Genomic DNA, 15759 nt, shown 5'->3' on the forward strand with positions numbered 1-15759 from the left:
TCGAAGATGAAGACGCCGGGGCGGTAGGGGACCTTCAGCGCGCCGTCGAGGCCGCCGAAATTGTCGACGCGGGCCTCGGCGCGGCCGACCCCGATCGCGCCGGTGGCGACCGCGCCATGCGTGAGGCGGCCGTCCGCCTTGCGCATCACGAGGCCGCCCAGGGGGATCTCGGCGCCGGCGGCGGCGGGGCCGGCGAAGACTTCGCCCAGGCGGATGGGCGTTTCACGGTCGGCGGGCATGACCATCAGGCGAGAACCTCCCAGTTGGCGGGGCTGCCGTCCGGGGCGAGCGCATCGTCGCCGCCGGGGGTGAGCAGGCCGCCGAAGTCGAGAACGATCGGGACGTGGAGCACGGTCAGAGCCGCGGCGACCGTGTCGTGAGACGGCGAGAGATGGCCGATCTCAAACCCGGACGCCCAGCGAGCGAGGACCGATCGCCAGGCCCTGGGGTCACCAGGCACGCGGAGCGGGACCCAGAACTCGGCGACGCCGACGGCGTCGAGGAAGTCGACCAGCGTCGCGCGCTCGGCGCGGGTGACGGCCCAGGTCGCCCGCACGTCCATCGGCAAGTGCAGCCAGCCGCGCTCGCGCCGCGCGTGCGCGCCGGACATGGGGTGGCGGGTGACCCCGGTCCCGAGTTCGACGCCATAGCCCTGGCGCAGCGGGAGCTGCTTCGCGAGGGTCGGGAACACGTTCATCGGGCGATCTCCAGCTCGGCCGAGGCCAGCCAGCCGCGACCCTCCTCGCCCAGCGAGACGGGGCCGGTGACTCGCGCCTTGGCGGTTGTGACGGCGTCGTCCTCGTCGACCATCCGGAGCGGCATCACGGCCCAGGCGTCCGCGTGGTCGCGCAGGAAGAGGGTCAGGTCGCGCATCTGCTCGGGCGTCAGATGCCAGCTCGCCGGCTGAACGACGGTCAGCCGCCGGGCGAGCCGCACCTGCCCGGTGTAGCCCCGCCCGAAGTCCGGGCGGGCCGCCGGCAGGCCCACGCGGGGGCCGTAGCCGCGGACCAGCGCAGCGGGAACGGAGGCGGGCCAGGTCGCCATGGCTCAGGTCTCCAACGCCTCGAAGACGGTGCCGTCCCAGACGCTCTCGACATAGCCCTTCGCCCGGATCCGGGCGCCGCCGTCGTCGCCCTGGGCGATCTCCTCGACGGTCAGGTCCATCAGGAAGCCCGACCCGCGGCCGATGGCGATATGCGTGGGCTCCTGCGCGCCGCCGAGCACGAAGAGCTCCACCCCCGGATCCGCAGCCAGGGTGATCCTGCGCGGCCCCGTCTTGGTCATCGCGACCGGCCCCACCACGCCACCCGTCTCCGTCCGGATCGCCGCCCAGCGCGAGCCGCCGGAGATGTCCGGCACGGGACGGTCGAGCAGCAGGTCGAGGCCGTCGACCTCGACCAGCACGCAGGCGTCGCCCCAGCCGAACGTCGGCCAGCTCAGGCCCACGCGGTCGCCGCGGCGCGGGATGCGCCCGTCGCCGCGCACGGAGAGCTCGACCAGCGTCTGCGCCCTCGCTCGCTCGCGCCAGCGCACCTTGGCCAGGTCGTCGGCCACGGCGCTGTCGGTCAGGCCATAGATCCGTTGTTCGGTGGGCCGCACGCTGGTCGCGGGGAAGATCGACTCCACCTCGGCGAGGCTGTCGGCCTGGTGCGAGATGATGCGCACTCCGTCCGGGTCGCCGTCGTTCCGGAAGCCGAAGGCCACCTTGAGCGTGCCGGGCAGCACGTTGATGGGGCTGAACATCATCGTCCGCGCCGCCTTCGGCCCCTCCTGCAGCACCGTCACCCGCCCGTCGACGATCGAGGGCTTCGCGAGCGCCGGCTGCAGGGCGATGGCCATCGCCTCCCAGGCCGAGGATTGGCTGGTGAAGACGTGGTCGAAGTGCAGGCCGGCGCCGGTGTGCAGCGTCCGCGCGGCTCGCAGCTCGGAGAGGTTGAGGAACACGGCGGGGTCGAGGCCGAGGCCATAGTCCGGGTTGCAGCAGATGTCGTAGAGCGCCCGGACCGGCGAGCGGGACAGGCCGAGCGTGGTCCCGTCGTAGGGCGTGCGGATCTGCGGCAGGCGACGCTGCGCGCTCGCCCGGATGCTGCCGACGGCCTTGCCCGAGAGGCCCGCCGAGATCTTGAACCGGCAGGCGAGGATCGTGGTCGGGCCGTAGACGGGCCGGTTGCGGAGGATCCGCTGCCCCTTGAGGAACTCCCAGACGCACCGGCTCTGGTCGCTCGCCTCGGCCGACTCCTCGTTGGTCCGGCGCCCGCGGATCCGCCACTCGCCCGTGCCGACGAAGATGGTCTCGGTGAGCCGGATAGGCGTGTTCAGCGGGTCGGCTCCCGCGCCGGACCCGAGCACGTCGGTGGTCGAGATCGCGTAGTCGACCGTCTGCCAGTCGCCGACCGGATTCCCGTCGGTGTCGATCTGCTGGCACTGGAAACGGAACTCGGCCGTGTCCTCCATCAGCTCGCCGGTGGTGGGGCTCGCCTTGTAGAGCCCGGCCGGGAACACGAGGTCGAGGCCGATCCGGTTGATGCTCTGCCCGGCCTTGGTGACGCGGAACGGGCCGGTCCAGCGGGGAATGCCGCTGACGTCGAAGGTCGGCGGGTCCGACATCTCGTAGACGGTGAAGTCGGAGAAGACCCCGACCTCCAGCCCGCCGGCCGGGTTCCGCAGCTTCAGCGTGTGGTTTCCGGCGACGGTCTCGCCCTCGGTGTAGTCCGGGCGGTAGCTGTACTCGACCACCGTGCCGGTCTGGTCGACGCCGCCTGCGGCGGTCACCTGCACCACGTCGCCGGCGGCGAGGCCGAGCGTCCCGAGGGCGGGGTCCTCGGCGATCTTCCACACCTGCTGCCGGCCGTTGCGCGTCGCGATGGCGTCGTTCGAGAACGCGCGCAGCAGCGAGGGCGTGGGCGCCTCGTCGGCGACGCCCGAGGTCACGTCGAGGTCGGTGTGGCCCGCCGCCTTGGTCACCGCGGCGATCGTGAAGCCGCCGTTGTTCGAAGCGCTGCCGCTGACGACGATCGTGGCGCCCGCCTCGAAGGCCTCCACGCGGTCGCCGGCCGCAAGCAGCCGGATGGTGTCGGGCGCGATGAACTCGGTCGGGATGTCGAGCTTCTGCTCCTGCGTCGCGCTGCGCAGGTCGAGCGAGTCGACGTCGGGGCTGGTGACCATGTCCTCCCAGATCCCGAAGTCGTCGCCGATGCGGCCATGCACCTGGCCGTGATCGGCGGGGCCGTAGGCCTTCCACTCCGCCACGCCGTCCGGCAGGTCGTCGACGTTCGTCTCGCCCGCCAGCACGGCGTTGATCTCGCACTCGCCGCAGGTGACGCAGAGCAGCGCGACCACGTACTGCTCGTTGTCCTCGTAGTAGGAGTATGGCGCCGCAGCGAGGTCGAGCGTGTAGGTCAGGGCGCCGTAGAGGATCGGAAGGGGCTCGTGGCGCCGGTTCGGGTTGGGCGGGACGCTGGACGCGAAGACCGTGCCCGCCTTCGGGGCCTTCTCGAAGGCCGGCTGTTCCGGCGGCGGGAACAGGATCGACGAGAGCGCCGTCAGGGCCAGGCTGATCGCGAGATTGATCGCGATCGTGATGCCGATCGTGACGGGGTCCGCCGGCAGGACCAGCACCGAAACGATCTCGCCCTCGTCCGGCGTCAGCCTGGCGATCCGCTCGGGGTCGTCGTCGCGGGCGATCTCCTCGCCGTTGGCGCGCCGGACGAAGACCGGCCGGGCCGACGTGCGCCAGCCCGGCAGGCGCTCGTCGAGCCAGCCGCCCAGCGGGCCGACGTGCTCCGCCGCCTCGGCCGCGTGAGGTGCGGCGAGATCCTCGATCAGGACGATGCGGCAGGTCATGGGACCCACTCCAGGAAGGTCGGGGAAGGGAAGCCCAGCCGCGCGAGGTCGCGGGCGGGGTCGGCGCGGACGCCGTCGGTCTCGGTCGCGTGGACCGCGTGGCCGCGCCACCAGACGCCGGCATGGGTCCGGTCCAGCATCACGAGGCACAGGTCTTGCGGGGTGGCCAGCGGACGCCACCGCGGATCGGCCCAGCCCTCGGCCGTGGCCCGGGCCAGCGCCGCGCGGGCGGTCGCGTCGCCCGCGTAGTCCGGCACGCCCGGCAGGCACAGCAGCACCAGCCCCCAGCAGTCGAGGCCGCGCACCGGGTCCCGCCCGCCGCGCATCCACGGCGCCCCGACCCAGGCGGTGGGGCGAACCACCCGATCGGTCATGCCCGGTCGAGCCCCGGGAACTGGTCGCGATAGTGGAGCCGTCCGAAGGCCATGCCGTCGAGCCGCGGCATGGACGCGATGCCGGAGATCACGCTCGCATCCGGGTCGACCTCCACGCCCGTGAGCTGCGCGCTGATCACCAGGCGCGGCGTCGGGGCCGGGACCGTCGCCGGAGCCGTGGCGATGTAGGTGCGCGCAGTGAGCAGGAGCGGCGCCGCGGAGTTGGCGGCGGCGGCGACCAGCTCCGCGCAGACCTCGGCCGTGGCGACGAGGCGGACCGGCATCTGGCCCCGGCCGCTCTCGTCCTGGCCTTGGGGCGCCACGGCGATCGGTCCGGGCTGGTAGGTCACCGACCCGCCGCCGCCGTCGCCGCCAGTCCACGCCCATGGCCAGTCGGTGAGATGCCAGACGCGGGAGAAGCCGGGATGCGCGAAGCTCACGCCGGCGACGCCGATCTGTCCGTCGGGCGTGCTGGCGTAGAGACGGGCGAGCTGGGCGTCGAGCGTCACGACAGCGACCCCCGCTTCTGGCCGCGCCCGGACATGGCGCGGTCCATGCCCGAGCCGGGGGCGGCGACCGCCTTCTCGACGGCCTGCACCGCGCGCTGGGTGGCGGTGTCGACGCGGGCGGCGATGATCGTGTCGAGGCCCGAGGTGTCGACCGAGACGTCGGCGCCGTAGTTCTTGAAGATGACGCGGCTCCCGCCCGCGCCGTCGCGAAGCGCAGCCTGCGCCTGAGGAACGTTGAGCACCGCGCCGTTCACCGATGGCACGAAAATCTCCTCCCTCGCGCCGCCGTGCAGGTGCTCGTTCACGTAGTAGGGTTCGCCCGCACGCACACCGCCGCCCATGGCGCGGCCAAACATTCCGGGCGTGGGGTCGGCCGTCAGGTCCGGTCCGCCGAAGTAGCCGCCGACCACGCCGCGCAGAACCGCGCTGCCGATCATGCCGACAATGCCGCTTCCGCCTGCGCCGTAGGAACCTCCACCTAGCAGAGCCGCAAGCGGGCCCTCGCCTTCGATCGCCGCCGCCTTGATCCACTCCGCCAGCAGCTCGGCGAAAGCCACCGTCAGGTTCTTGATCGCGTCACCGAAGCTGTCGGCGCTGAGGATGGCGTCCTGGAAGCTGTCGGCGACGTCGCGCGTCGCCTGCTCGTTGGCTTCGTGAGAACGGCGGAGGTCGTCGTTGGCGACGGCGGCTTCCACGTACTTCTTCTGGAGATCGTCGAGCTGCTCGAGCTCCTCGGCCGAAACCGTCCAGCCTTCCCGTTTGGCCCGCGTGAGAAGGTTCTGCGCGACCGCGGCGGCTTCGGTTTGCGCGCGATGGCGCACGAGCGCGTCGCCCGTCAGGCCGAGCTGCGCGCCGTCGTCGCCGAGGGCGGCCGTCATCTCCTCGAGGCGGGCCTTCGCGTTGAATACCGCGTCGGCGAGTTGGTCGGCGTCCTTCGATCCGGACTTTGAGGCGCGTTTCCAGTTGGCGAGCTTCTGCTCGTATTCAGCTGCCGCCGCCGCGGTCGCGATGAACTCTTCGCGCTGGAGCGCCAGTCCCTGCTGCAGGATCGGGTCCGCACCGCTGACGTCTCCGGTCCGGCGGTCGAATTCGAGTCCGGCTAGCGCCTTCGCGCGCGAGATTGGATCGTCTCGGAGCTCGTACCTGATGCGGGCCTCGACAAGTCCTGAAATGCTGGATCTGGTGAGCTCGGCCGCCTGATCGACCGCTTCGCGGAGGCGCTGAACGAGGTCCTCGGCCTTCTCGACTGCGTACGCGATCGCGTTTCCGGCGCCCTGTCCTGCCCCGGCCAGGTCGGCTGCCGCGCGCCCGGCTTCCGCGAGAGCCTCATAGAGACCGCGCGCCTCGCCGTTCATTTCGTCGACCGGACCCAGCGCAGCTTCCATCGCTGCTAGGAGCGCCTTGGCAGCCTCCGCTTGCTCGCGAGGACCTTTCGCGCCCTGCAAGGTCGCGAGCGCCGACGCGAGTTCGCCAGCCCTCGCGATGGTGGTTTCAAAGGTCTCGGAAAGGCGCTCGATCTCACCGGCCAGAACCGACGCGTCGGCGACGCCCGTGGCCTTGAGGGCGTCCTCGATAGCCAACCCGGATGGCTTGGAACCGAGTTCGGCAAATCGTTCGTAGACGGCCGAAAGCGCATCGGCGACCTTCAGATACGCCTGCGGGGAACCAGCGTCGAAGCGCTGCAAGGTCTCGCCAAGTTCGGCGAAAATCTCGTTGGCCTCTTTGATCGCGTCGGCCTTGCTGATCCCGGCAAGCGTGTTCAGGAAGATCTGAGCGGCGCCCGACGCCGCGCCGTAGGTCTTGGCCAAGTCGACCGTCGAAGCCTTGGCGCCCTCCGCCGCGTCCCGATACGCCTGCACGACCTTCGACAGGTCGCGCGCGCGATCCTCGAATGACTTCGCCTCGGTCTCACCGTCCATCAGGGAGATCGTCAAGGCCCCGACGATGGCGCCGGCCGCGCCGATCACGGCGCCCCAAGGGCCGAACGCGCCGAGGAGCTGCGCGCCCTGCTGGGTCAGCGCGACCAGTGCGTTCTGACCACTTGCGACCTGCACTGCGAAGTCGCCGACCTGGTATCCGGCCTGCTGGATCTCGCCGGAGAAGCGGTTGAAACTGCGCGATCCAATCTGCGCTCCTCGGCCCAATGCGGCCATCTGGGCGGAGTAGCGCTGCCCCGCCAGTCCGAGGACCCGGTTCGCGTCAGCCTGCGAAACGGCCCCCAGCTCGACGGCACGCGCCACGGTCTGCTGGGCCGCTTCGTACTGGTGCAGGGCTGCGGTGGCCGGGTCGAGCTGCCGCTCGAGGCCGGCGACCGAGTCCGCCGCGGCGTCGAACTGCTGGAACACCTCGGCCGAGGCGCGGGCGCTGCCCGCGTTCGCCGCTTCGACCCGCTGCAGGCTGCTGATCACGTCCTCGTAGCGCTGGCCGGCCTGGGCGAGGACCCTGTTCGCATCGGCCTGCGTGACGGCGCCGAGTTCCACCGCGCGGGCGACCTCCGCCTGCACCGTCTCGTACTGCCGCAGCGCCGCCGCCGCGGGATCGAGCTGCCGCTCGACCGCCGCCACGGCGTCGCCGGCAGCGAAGAACTCCTGGAACACCTGCGCCGAGGCGCGGGCGCTGGTCTGGGCGACCGCCTCATATCGCTGCAGGCCGGAGATCGCGGTCTCATAGGCCTGCCCGGCCCGCGCGAGCACGTCGTTCGCCTCCCGCTGGCTGACCATGCCCAGCTCGACCGCACGCGCCACCTTCTCCTGCGCCGCCTCGTAGGTGCGCAGCGCGGCCGCCGCAGGGTCAACCTGCGCCTGCAGGCGCGAGAACGCCTCCTGGGCCGCGCTCAACTCGGCCATGACGCCCGGCAGGTCGGGGTTCTCGAAGCTCCCGCCCGAGAAGGCCGCGTCGATGCGCGCCTGCATCTGGGCGAGATCCCGGTCGATGTCCGAGAAGTCGATTTCCTTGCCGAAGCGCTTGCCGACATCGGCCAGCGCACGGTCCAGCGCCTCGGCCTTCACGGCCATGGACGCGCCGGCGCGGGCCAGCATGGCGTCGGTCTCGCGCAGTTGCGCCTCGAACGGGTCGAGCCGCGCCCGGATGTCGACATCCAGCGCGGCCCCGGTCGCGATGTTCATGATGATCACGCCCCCCAGAGTTCGGTGCGCAGGTCCTGGACCTCGGCGTCGCTCAGGCGGTCGCCACGGTGCATCTCGTTGTGGCCGTTGATCGCCGCGAAGAGGTCGGAGAGGGAGGAGCCGCGGACCTCGGCCGCGCTCCGCCCCAGCTGCTGGCCGAGGCCGATCAGCCGGTCGATCCGGAAGCGCCCGTCGTCGCCTCCGCCGTCCCCTCCGCGGCGTCCCCATTTCCCGCGGCGGCCGTCTCGCCAGCCTTGGAGTAGAAGTCCGCCAGCGCCCGGTAGGCGAAGGCCGAGACCGGCAGGAAGCCGGCCCGCTCGACGAGATCGTCGTAGAAGGCGTCGAGGTCGCCCTGGCGGCCGGCCGCTTTCATCCCGTCGCGGATCACGATGCGAGTGAGGCGGACGGACCCGCCGCGCAGCGCAGCCAGGGCGACGGCGATGCGATCCTCGACCTCCGCCACCGCCTCGGCGACGGAGATCGGGACGGCGACGCGCACTCGCTCGCCAGCGATGCGCTCCTCCAGTTCGGTCCGCATCAGGCGGCGGGCGTGTAGCTGACGTTGCCCGTCGCCCGGATCGACACACTCGAGGTGGCGACGTCCGACATGCCGCCCGAGCCCGTGAGGCTGGTGAGGATCATCGGACCCTCGAACACGCCGAAGCCCAGGTCGACCTGAAGGGTGCGTTCGGTCCCGGCCATGCGGTCCGCGATCAGCCCGTTGATCACCGCCTTGTCCTTGAACACCACCTCGCAGGTGACCCCGAAGTCGGGGATGCTGTCGAGGTAGGTCGTGTTGGTGTTCGACCAGTCGGTGGTGTCGGCTTCGGACCCACCGAGGGTCCAGTTCGTGGTGCGGCCGCCGGCGATGGCCGTGAAGGCCTCCACCGGCGAAGCGCCGTCGCCCTGTTTGACGACGATTTTCGAGCCCCTGATGGCCATCGTGGGTTCTCCTTCAGATCGTGATCGCTTCGGGGAGGGACGCGCGCGGGAAGCACGACAGCGCCGTGTCCCGAGTCGCGTTAAGGACCTCGACGCCCCGCTCGGCCAGGACCGGCGCGGCGGCGTCGAAGTATTCGATCCAGCGCGCCACGCAGAGCGCGTTGGTCTGGCGGAGCGGCGCCGCGTGCCGGCCGTGCCAGTGCTCGCCGGGGCCCTTGCAGTCGAAGCCGGTCAGGACGACGCGGGCGGCGCCCATCACGGCGGCCAGGTTCAGCGCCTGGTAGCCACTGTTCGCACCGCCCCCAAGGCGTTCGCCGTCCCACAGCATCTCGGCGTGGGGCTGCACGCGGCAGGGAGTGCAGCCGGCGCGCTGCCCATAGCCGATCAGGCGCTGACCATCGAAGGCGTCGGCCGCAGGTTCGCGGAGCGCCCACCAGTCCAGATCGCAGGCGTAGAGGCAGCGGGCCCAGGGCGCGAGGCGCCACGTCTCCGAGATCGCGATGACGTCGACGTCTTCGCCCTGAAGGAGCGCAAGATCGTCCTCGCGCTGCGAGGGGCCCGAGGCGGCGATCACCACCACGCGGCCGTCGAAGTTGGGCCAGCTCATTCCAGCACCTCCGCCACGAATACCAGGGTCAGCTGACCGACCGGGACCTCGCCCGCCATCTCGGCCAGCTCGAACGAGGCGGCGACCGCCTCGAAGGGGACGTCATCGCCGGTGATCTCCTGCAGGGCGGCGTCCGCCATCAACGCGGCCTCCACCTGCTCGGCCAGGGCATCGAGCATGTCGTCGACGTTGTCGCCGGACGCACGAAGCCGCACCGCCAGGTCGATCCGTCGCGACACGGTCCCGGCTTTGTCGAGGCGGCTCCGGCCCTCCTCGGTGGTGAGGACGCCGGCGGACGGCAACCGGTCGAGGTTCTGCAGAAAGGCGCGGGGCCCATCGACGGTCAGCCCGGGGATCGCGCGCAGCGCGGTCTTGGCGGCGTCGCGCAGGCGCTTGCGGGCGAGAGTCATGCGTTGGATCTCAGCTTCAGTTCGAACCGGGTCATCCCATAGCCGTCGGGCTGCGCGGACTTCGGCTCGAACCACTCGTCGCCCACCAGGATCAGACACGATCCGTCGTCGGCCATGTGCTCGGCGTCGGCATCCCGCACGTCGAGCGTCGAGCGGCGGTAGGTCGTTTCGAAGTCGTCGACGCTCGGACGGCGGAAGATGCCCTGGACCTCCCGGGTCCGGCCGAGGGCGTCCACGAAGGTGACGGTCCGCCCGAACGCCGCGATGAATGCGTCGGGCGAACCGTCGAAGGGAGAGCTCACGGCGAGCCCCTCAGGCCTTGGTGGCCTTCATCAGCGTCTTGGGCCGCAGGCAGACCGGAAGCGGGTTCTGCTCGGTGTGGACGTCGATGTAGCGGCCGTGCAGCGGATCGAGGGCGATCGAGGCATAGCGCGGAAGGCCCGTCGACCCCATCTCCGAGACGAAGTCGCCCGGGGCGTAGTACTCGCCGTACATGCCCGGGGCGTCCGACCAGAAGAACATCGCCTCGTCCGGACCGATGCCGACGGCGCCGCCTGCCGCGGTGTTCGCGGCGCCGCTCACCCCGTCGGAGCCCCGGTAGTTCTCGAAGAAGATGCCGCCGAACTCGAACACCCCGTAGGCGTAGCTCTCGCCCAGACGACGCTCCGCGGCCGCGTAACCGTCGTAGACGCCCTTGACGTTCGGATGCTCCACCAGCGCGTCGAAGTAGTTGTCGCCGGCGAAGCACCAGACCTTGGCGGTGCTGGGCATCGCCATCTTGGCGTTCTTCCGCATCGCCCGGATCACCGAGTGGCACTTCGTGCGGACCTCGGTGGCCGAGGTGGTGAGCGCGAAGTTGACCGCCGCCTCCTGGGTGACGCCGAACAGGTCGAAGAGGTTGTAGAGCGCGACGCCGTCGGCGTCCCGCACCACGCCCTGCAGTGCGCCGAAGCGCAGGTTCTCGAGGGTCAGATCGTGCCGCAGGCCGATCTTGCGCAGCTGCGAGTTGACCTTGCTCTGCACCGTCTGGACGGCGTCGGTCGTGCCCATCTCGCGGATCCCCGCCACCTCGGAGGCGTGGATCGTATCGTCATCCGGCACGTGCGGGATCGGGACGGAGTGCAGCTTGCGCTTGCTGCGGCCCTCGCGATTCCCCGGACCGCCGCGGGGCGCGGTGGGCAGGAGCGTGATGACGTCCTGGTCGACCTCGAAGGACGCGGTCAGGGTCTGCACGCCCTCGCCCACGTTCTGGAAGACCAGCTCCCCGGCGCGCCCGGGGACGTGATCCTGCTGCACGAACGCGGCCGTCAGGGCCGTCACGGCGAACGCTTCGTCGTTCACCACATCGGCGAGATTCGCCATGGCGATGTCTCCTTTGGAGATGTCGTGGAAGGGGGGGTCGGCGCTTGCGCCGTGGGGTGGCGAGGGCGCGGCCGCGCCCCCGCCGGCTCCGGCGGCCCGCTCAGCGGACGATGATGCCGACGGCAGCCAGCTGCTTGTAGGCGGCGGCCTTCTCGCCGGCGTCCACGCCGTCCTGGAAGGACAGCAGCGACTTCGTGACCTCCGCGTCGCGAACGACGACCACGACGCCCGAGATGTCGCCGCCAGACGCGTCGACCGCCTCGTAGAGCACGCCGGCCGCGACCTGCGAGCCGTCGGAGGCGTCGGGATCGCAGACGGTCCACTTCAGCGCGCCCGCCGCGACCGTGACCGTAAAGCCCTCGCCGGCCACGAAGTCCGTCGCCCCGTCGGCGATCGTGAACTTGATCACGCCGTCAAAGGCGACGCCCGCCGTGGCGATCCCCACCGCCACGCCGTCCGGATCGACCACCTCGAACTTTCCGGCGTTGGTGGCCGGCTCGATGCAGGTGACCCGGTAGACGCCGGCCTTCACTCCGGCGGCGAAGGCCGGGTCGGCCAGGGTCATGGCGCCCGTTCCGCCCGCGTTGCCGGCGAAGGCCGCCGCCACGATGTCGGTGGTGTCGACGGTCACCCTGCCCAGCACCTCGCCGGCCCGGATCGCGGGCGTCCCCGAGAGGACCGTGCCCACGTCGCGCGAGCGGCGCCCCGAGGCCTCGCTCGCGATGAACTCGCCCGCATGGGCGGTTTCGGTTTTCGTCGCCATGTCAGGCTCCCTTGCTGCCGCGGGGCTTCCGCCACGCATTCCAGAGGTCGTCGGCCGAGGCCCGCGCCAGGGCCGACGACGGCGTGTTGAGGCGCGCGTCCGGGGACGCGGCCGGACGGGCGGCGCCGCGAAGCTCCGCCCGGATCTCTTCCATGGTCTTCTCGCTCGCCAGGAACGCGCGGATGCGGTCCGGGCGCCCCGCCAGCTCGCAGAGGTCCGCGATCTCGGTCGCGCGGTTCCGCGCCCGCTTCTCCGCCTCGGCGACAGCCGCGCCGGCGTCGGCCGGGGCCTGCGCGAGCGGGCTCGGCGTCGCCGCGGGCGCGGGCGTCGCGGCAGGGGATGCGGCCGGGTTCGGCGGCGCGGGGTTCTCGATCTCGCCCAGCGAGCGGGCCAGCGCCTCCGGGGGCGAGCCCGGCAGGCGGCCGGGGTCGAGGCGCGCGGCGAGCTTCATCGGCTGCTCGGTCTCGTCGGCGAAGCCCAGCTCCACCGCTTGCGCCGCGTCGAGGTAGGTCTCCGCCTCCATCATCTCGGTGACGCGCGCCTGATCCTGCCCGCTCCGCGCCGCGTACGTCGCGGCATAGGTCTCCTCGAGGCGCTTCAGCTGGGCGCCGACGCGCTCGAAGTCGTCCGACCGCCCGAACGCGTAGGAGTAGGGCGTGTGGATCATCAGCCAGGCGTTCTCCGGCATCACGATCTTGTCGCCGCCCATCGCGACCAGCGACGCGGCCGAGGCGGCGATGCCCTCGATCCGGACCGTGACCTCGCCGGAGTAGCGGACCAGGGCGTTGTAGAGCGCGATCCCCAGAAGCGCGTCGCCGCCGGGCGACATGATCGAGATGGTGACAGGCTCGCCGTTGCGGGCCGCGAGCTCGGCGAGGAAGCCGGTCGCATCGAAGAAGCCGGGCGTCAGCTCGCCGAAGATCGCGATCTCGCCGCCCGCGGCCTGCGCCTTCCAGCCGCCCTTCGCCTGGGGCGACATCAGCCGCGCCACCCGGGCCGCCGCCGCGATGGCGGCATCCAGCCCCTCGAATTCGATCGCGGCAGGCCGCTCGTCGGCCAGTGCGAAGAACCGCGCCATGGCGGTCCGCAGGACGCTACGCTTCTTCATCGTGGATCCTTTCCTCGTTGCCGGGACCGACGCGGAAGCGGTCCTCCTCGATCTCGCGGTCAATCTCCTCGAGGGAGTAGCCGCGGCTCTCCACCACGCGCCGCCGGGACGTGAAGCCACGCTCGACCTCGAGCGCGGCGGCCTCCGAGTCGGCCTTCGGGTCCACCCAGTCCCAGCGCGGCGAGTTCCAGACCCAGCGCTCGCGCGCCGCTGCGGCGGAGACCCGGCCGAGCAGCGCGGCGTCCGCCAGGAACCAGCGGCGCAGCCCGGCGCCGAGCTGGCCGATCAGGCACCGGTTCTGGAAGCGGGTGATGCCGACCTTGAAGTCGAGCTGCGCGGCGCGGGAGGCCGAGTAATTGGCCTTCTCCACGTCGCCGGTCAGCGAGTGGTAGGGGACGCCGAAGGCGGCCGCGACGGCCAGCAGGTTCCGGTACTGGAAGGCCTCGTACTGTCCCTGCAGCTGCGGCGGGTTCGTGAAGGTGATCTCCTCGCCGGGCTCGAGGAACTGAACCAGCGCCGGCGCCAGGTCGAGCACCGCGGCCTGGTCGTCGGCCCCCGTGTCGGCGGTCGCCGGCGCGCCGGGGTTGTCGGCATCCTCGCCTAGCAGCGAGGAAGGCTCCTCGTCGGCCGGGCGCGTGACGAAGGCGGCGAACAGCGCCGCGATGCGCTGGCGGTCGAGTTCGGCGTCGTCGTAGCCGTCCAGCAGCCAAAGCCGGATCATCCCGGCCGCGAGGCGCGACAGCCCGCGGATCTGACCGGCGTTGCGGCGCTCGTAGACGTGGATCACCTCGGACGCCGGCACGCGGATCGTCGGCGGCGCCGTGACCTTCCCGCTGCTCAGGTCGCCGGGATGACGCGAATAGAAGTGGTAGGCCGCACGCCGGCCCGAGGCGTCGAACTCGATGCCCGAGCGGACCTCGCCGCCTGCCGTCGAGGGCAGGCCCAGATCGCGAAGGGGCAGCATCTCCGAGGGCAGCACCTTGATGGTCAGCCGGTCGCCGACCATCACCTTCTGAACGAAGGCCTCGCCGCCCACGTAGACCTCGCGCGCCACCAGGTCCTGAAGGCCGGCCAGGCCGTCGATTTCGTCGAAGTCGCAGTCGTCGACCCAGTCCTCCCAGGCCGCACGGGCCCTCGCGTTCCGGATCGTGGGCCGGATGCCGTCGCGGACCGCGTAGCCCGACCAGATCTCCACGGCGCGGGCCGCATAGGCGTTCGACGCCTCCATCTCTCGCGCGCGCTGGAGGAGCTTCTCGCCCCCGTTCCTGAGGGCGGTGTTGATGTGCTCGAGGGGCGGGTTCCAGGACCGCAGCCGGCGCGCCGACTGCCCGGCCGCCAGGCGCGCATAGGCCCGCACCTGGCGGCTCAGCCGCGCGACGTCGCGCGCGCTGGCCGGCGGAGCGGACATGCGCGGAAAGCCCTCTGGCGAGGGCGCCGTGGCTTTGGTCACGCTGCGATCTCCTGGTGGGGTTGTCGTTAGAACCAGCCGGAGAGCCGGCCTGCCGGACCCATGGCGGACTGCGCCGGGGCCTGCGAGATGATGTCGCCGCTCGCGGCGTCCACGCGCATGCCCTTCTCACCGGCGAAGCCGGGAACCGGGAACCCCTTCCGCCGGAGGCTGCCGGCGCTCGCCTTGACGACGCGCGTCTTGCTGACCCGGCCGAGCGCGGGGTCGCCACGCTCGCTGTCCATCACCCAGGTGAAATAGGCCGGCTCGCCGCTCGCTGGGATAATCAGGCGCCAGTGGCCGATGCTTCGATGCGCCCGACGCCCGACGCCGAGGCATCCGGCGCTCACCTCGCCTCGGTGAATGGACGTGTCACCCGCCTTCATAGTGACGACGTTGTGCGAGAACCACGGCCGGCCACGCTGCATCGAAACTCGAAAAGCTCGCCGGGCGGCAGCGGACGCGCGCGCAGGGGCGACGCGCCGAACGGTTCTGATATTGTGCTGCGACAGCATCGTGCAGAGAAGAGCGAACCGAACCGCCATCGACACCCATGCCATCGCGTCATACGGCGCGTCGCGACGCATTCTCTCCAGGTCGTCCGGCGGAAGAACGATACGCCAACCAGCTGGCGTCTCCTCCAGATGCATAGGGAACGTCGCGGCGACTTTCCGGCCTTTGATGAGGTTGAATGCCAGCACCCGGCCCGGGCTGGCGAAGAAGCCGTTCGTCTTCCAGTCCAGCCAGAACGAGCCAAGAGGCAGACGGAAGACGAAACGCGAAATTCCGTCGACGACTTCGTCGACCGCAGCGCCGTTGCTCAACCAACTGAAGTGCTCGTCAAAGGCCTCCTCAAGAAGCGGTTCGAACGCGTCGTCCATCGCGAACCGCTCGACCGCCCCGGCGTACTCATCGCCGTTCGTCGCCGCGTGGTTCTGCGCTGGCAGCTTCAGTGCATCCTGCACCATTCGCTCGACGCTGCCGGGCCGGGCTGTTTGCGCCAGCAGGATCTGTTCGAGCCGCTTCATCCTGGACCTCGATGTGATCAGTAGCCGCGGGCGGCCGAGATGAAGATCCGCTTCCGGCGACGGGAGCCGGAGAGACGGGCGATGTCGTTGCTCACCACCGAGAGCGCCGAGCGGATCTCGGCGACCGAGCGGTACTCGACGCTGTTGCCGTCGTACTCGACGCGCCGATGGCCGCTCGCGAGCGCCTTTTCGAGAGCCTCGCGGCGGGCCTGGAGTTCGCTCAGTGTCGCCATGACGGCTC

17 protein-coding genes and 1 pseudogene are annotated in these 15759 nt (G+C 71.1%); all 18 read right to left on the reverse strand.

Translation table 11 applies throughout. From position 1 onward, the window contains the following. Positions 1-245 (reverse strand): annotated as a pseudogene (locus BM064_RS13750) (hypothetical protein); the annotation flags it as partial. Beyond that, entirely contained in the window at positions 245-697 is a 453-nt protein-coding gene (locus BM064_RS13755; protein ID WP_092860373.1) for a hypothetical protein, read from the reverse strand. The pseudogene BM064_RS13750 and the gene BM064_RS13755, both read right to left, overlap by 1 nt. Next, complete coding sequence (locus tag BM064_RS13760; protein WP_092860374.1) at positions 694-1044, reverse strand: hypothetical protein; 351 nt, start codon at positions 1042-1044, stop codon at positions 694-696. Before BM064_RS13760 ends, BM064_RS13755 begins: the two co-directional genes overlap by 4 nt. A 3-nt stretch (positions 1045-1047) precedes the next feature. Further along, a complete protein-coding gene (locus BM064_RS13765) occupies positions 1048-3843 on the reverse strand; it encodes a host specificity factor TipJ family phage tail protein (protein ID WP_092860375.1) in 2796 nt (931 codons plus the stop codon). Beyond that, positions 3840-4217: a hypothetical protein gene (locus BM064_RS13770; protein WP_143103327.1), complete on the reverse strand. Its 378-nt coding sequence runs from the start codon at positions 4215-4217 to the stop codon at positions 3840-3842. The genes BM064_RS13765 and BM064_RS13770 overlap by 4 nt, the downstream gene beginning before the upstream one ends. Next, a complete protein-coding gene (locus BM064_RS13775) occupies positions 4214-4726 on the reverse strand; it encodes a hypothetical protein (protein ID WP_092860377.1) in 513 nt (170 codons plus the stop codon). Before BM064_RS13775 ends, BM064_RS13770 begins: the two co-directional genes overlap by 4 nt. Next, complete coding sequence (locus BM064_RS13780) at positions 4723-7851, reverse strand: coiled-coil domain-containing protein (RefSeq protein ID WP_177236254.1); 3129 nt, start codon at positions 7849-7851, stop codon at positions 4723-4725. Before BM064_RS13780 ends, BM064_RS13775 begins: the two co-directional genes overlap by 4 nt. 166 nt (positions 7852-8017) lie before the next feature. After that, a complete protein-coding gene (locus BM064_RS13785) occupies positions 8018-8389 on the reverse strand; it encodes a hypothetical protein (RefSeq protein ID WP_143103328.1) in 372 nt (123 codons plus the stop codon). Then, positions 8389-8793, reverse strand: coding sequence for a phage tail protein (locus BM064_RS13790; protein ID WP_092860380.1), 405 nt, complete (start codon positions 8791-8793; stop codon positions 8389-8391). Before BM064_RS13790 ends, BM064_RS13785 begins: the two co-directional genes overlap by 1 nt. Before the next feature lie 13 nt (positions 8794-8806). Beyond that, on the reverse strand, positions 8807-9400 hold the full coding sequence (locus BM064_RS13795; protein WP_092860381.1) for a hypothetical protein: 594 nt from the start codon (positions 9398-9400) through the stop codon (positions 8807-8809). Then, the gene (locus tag BM064_RS13800; RefSeq protein WP_092860382.1) at positions 9397-9810 is read right to left on the reverse strand and encodes a hypothetical protein; all 414 of its coding nucleotides are present in this window, start codon (positions 9808-9810) and stop codon (positions 9397-9399) included. The genes BM064_RS13795 and BM064_RS13800 overlap by 4 nt, the downstream gene beginning before the upstream one ends. Then, positions 9807-10112, reverse strand: a complete 306-nt coding sequence (locus BM064_RS13805; protein ID WP_092860383.1) for a head-tail joining protein — start codon at positions 10110-10112, stop codon at positions 9807-9809. The genes BM064_RS13800 and BM064_RS13805 overlap by 4 nt, the downstream gene beginning before the upstream one ends. Before the next feature lie 10 nt (positions 10113-10122). Further along, complete coding sequence (locus BM064_RS13810; RefSeq protein WP_092860384.1) at positions 10123-11172, reverse strand: major capsid protein; 1050 nt, start codon at positions 11170-11172, stop codon at positions 10123-10125. Positions 11173-11272: 100 nt separating this feature from the next. Further along, positions 11273-11935 carry a head decoration protein gene (locus BM064_RS13815; RefSeq protein WP_177236255.1) on the reverse strand — a complete coding sequence of 221 codons (663 nt, stop codon included), beginning with the start codon at positions 11933-11935 and terminating at the stop codon, positions 11273-11275. A 1-nt stretch (position 11936) separates the two neighbouring features. After that, positions 11937-13043, reverse strand: a complete 1107-nt coding sequence (locus BM064_RS13820; RefSeq protein WP_092860386.1) for a head maturation protease, ClpP-related — start codon at positions 13041-13043, stop codon at positions 11937-11939. Beyond that, positions 13030-14493: a phage portal protein gene (locus tag BM064_RS13825; RefSeq protein WP_092860387.1), complete on the reverse strand. Its 1464-nt coding sequence runs from the start codon at positions 14491-14493 to the stop codon at positions 13030-13032. The genes BM064_RS13820 and BM064_RS13825 overlap by 14 nt, the downstream gene beginning before the upstream one ends. A gap of 26 nt (positions 14494-14519) precedes the next feature. Then, positions 14520-15518: a hypothetical protein gene (locus BM064_RS13830; protein ID WP_092860388.1), complete on the reverse strand. Its 999-nt coding sequence runs from the start codon at positions 15516-15518 to the stop codon at positions 14520-14522. Between the two features lie 17 nt (positions 15519-15535). After that, complete coding sequence (locus BM064_RS13835; protein ID WP_092860389.1) at positions 15536-15751, reverse strand: phage head-tail joining protein; 216 nt, start codon at positions 15749-15751, stop codon at positions 15536-15538. Positions 15752-15759 lie beyond the last annotated feature (8 nt).

The organism is Albimonas pacifica (genome assembly GCF_900113695.1).
GTDB classification, from domain to species: Bacteria; Pseudomonadota; Alphaproteobacteria; order Rhodobacterales; family Rhodobacteraceae; genus Albimonas; species Albimonas pacifica.

Excerpts from the sequence above, each read along its gene's own strand:
- BM064_RS13755 (WP_092860373.1), bottom strand. The coding sequence starts at position 697 with ATGAACGTGTTCCCGACCCTCGCGAAGCAGCTCCCGCTGCGCCAGGGC.
- BM064_RS13760 (WP_092860374.1), bottom strand. The coding sequence starts at position 1,044 with ATGGCGACCTGGCCCGCCTCCGTTCCCGCTGCGCTGGTCCGCGGCTAC.
- BM064_RS13765 (WP_092860375.1), bottom strand. The coding sequence starts at position 3,843 with ATGACCTGCCGCATCGTCCTGATCGAGGATCTCGCCGCACCTCACGCG.
- BM064_RS13770 (WP_143103327.1), bottom strand. The coding sequence starts at position 4,217 with ATGACCGATCGGGTGGTTCGCCCCACCGCCTGGGTCGGGGCGCCGTGG.
- BM064_RS13780 (WP_177236254.1), bottom strand. The coding sequence starts at position 7,851 with ATGAACATCGCGACCGGGGCCGCGCTGGATGTCGACATCCGGGCGCGG.
- BM064_RS13785 (WP_143103328.1), bottom strand. The coding sequence starts at position 8,389 with ATGCGGACCGAACTGGAGGAGCGCATCGCTGGCGAGCGAGTGCGCGTC.
- BM064_RS13790 (WP_092860380.1), bottom strand. The coding sequence starts at position 8,793 with ATGGCCATCAGGGGCTCGAAAATCGTCGTCAAACAGGGCGACGGCGCT.
- BM064_RS13795 (WP_092860381.1), bottom strand. The coding sequence starts at position 9,400 with ATGAGCTGGCCCAACTTCGACGGCCGCGTGGTGGTGATCGCCGCCTCG.
- BM064_RS13800 (WP_092860382.1), bottom strand. The coding sequence starts at position 9,810 with ATGACTCTCGCCCGCAAGCGCCTGCGCGACGCCGCCAAGACCGCGCTG.
- BM064_RS13810 (WP_092860384.1), bottom strand. The coding sequence starts at position 11,172 with ATGGCGAATCTCGCCGATGTGGTGAACGACGAAGCGTTCGCCGTGACG.
- BM064_RS13815 (WP_177236255.1), bottom strand. The coding sequence starts at position 11,935 with ATGGCGACGAAAACCGAAACCGCCCATGCGGGCGAGTTCATCGCGAGC.
- BM064_RS13820 (WP_092860386.1), bottom strand. The coding sequence starts at position 13,043 with ATGAAGAAGCGTAGCGTCCTGCGGACCGCCATGGCGCGGTTCTTCGCA.
- BM064_RS13830 (WP_092860388.1), bottom strand. The coding sequence starts at position 15,518 with ATGAAGCGGCTCGAACAGATCCTGCTGGCGCAAACAGCCCGGCCCGGC.
- BM064_RS13835 (WP_092860389.1), bottom strand. The coding sequence starts at position 15,751 with ATGGCGACACTGAGCGAACTCCAGGCCCGCCGCGAGGCTCTCGAAAAG.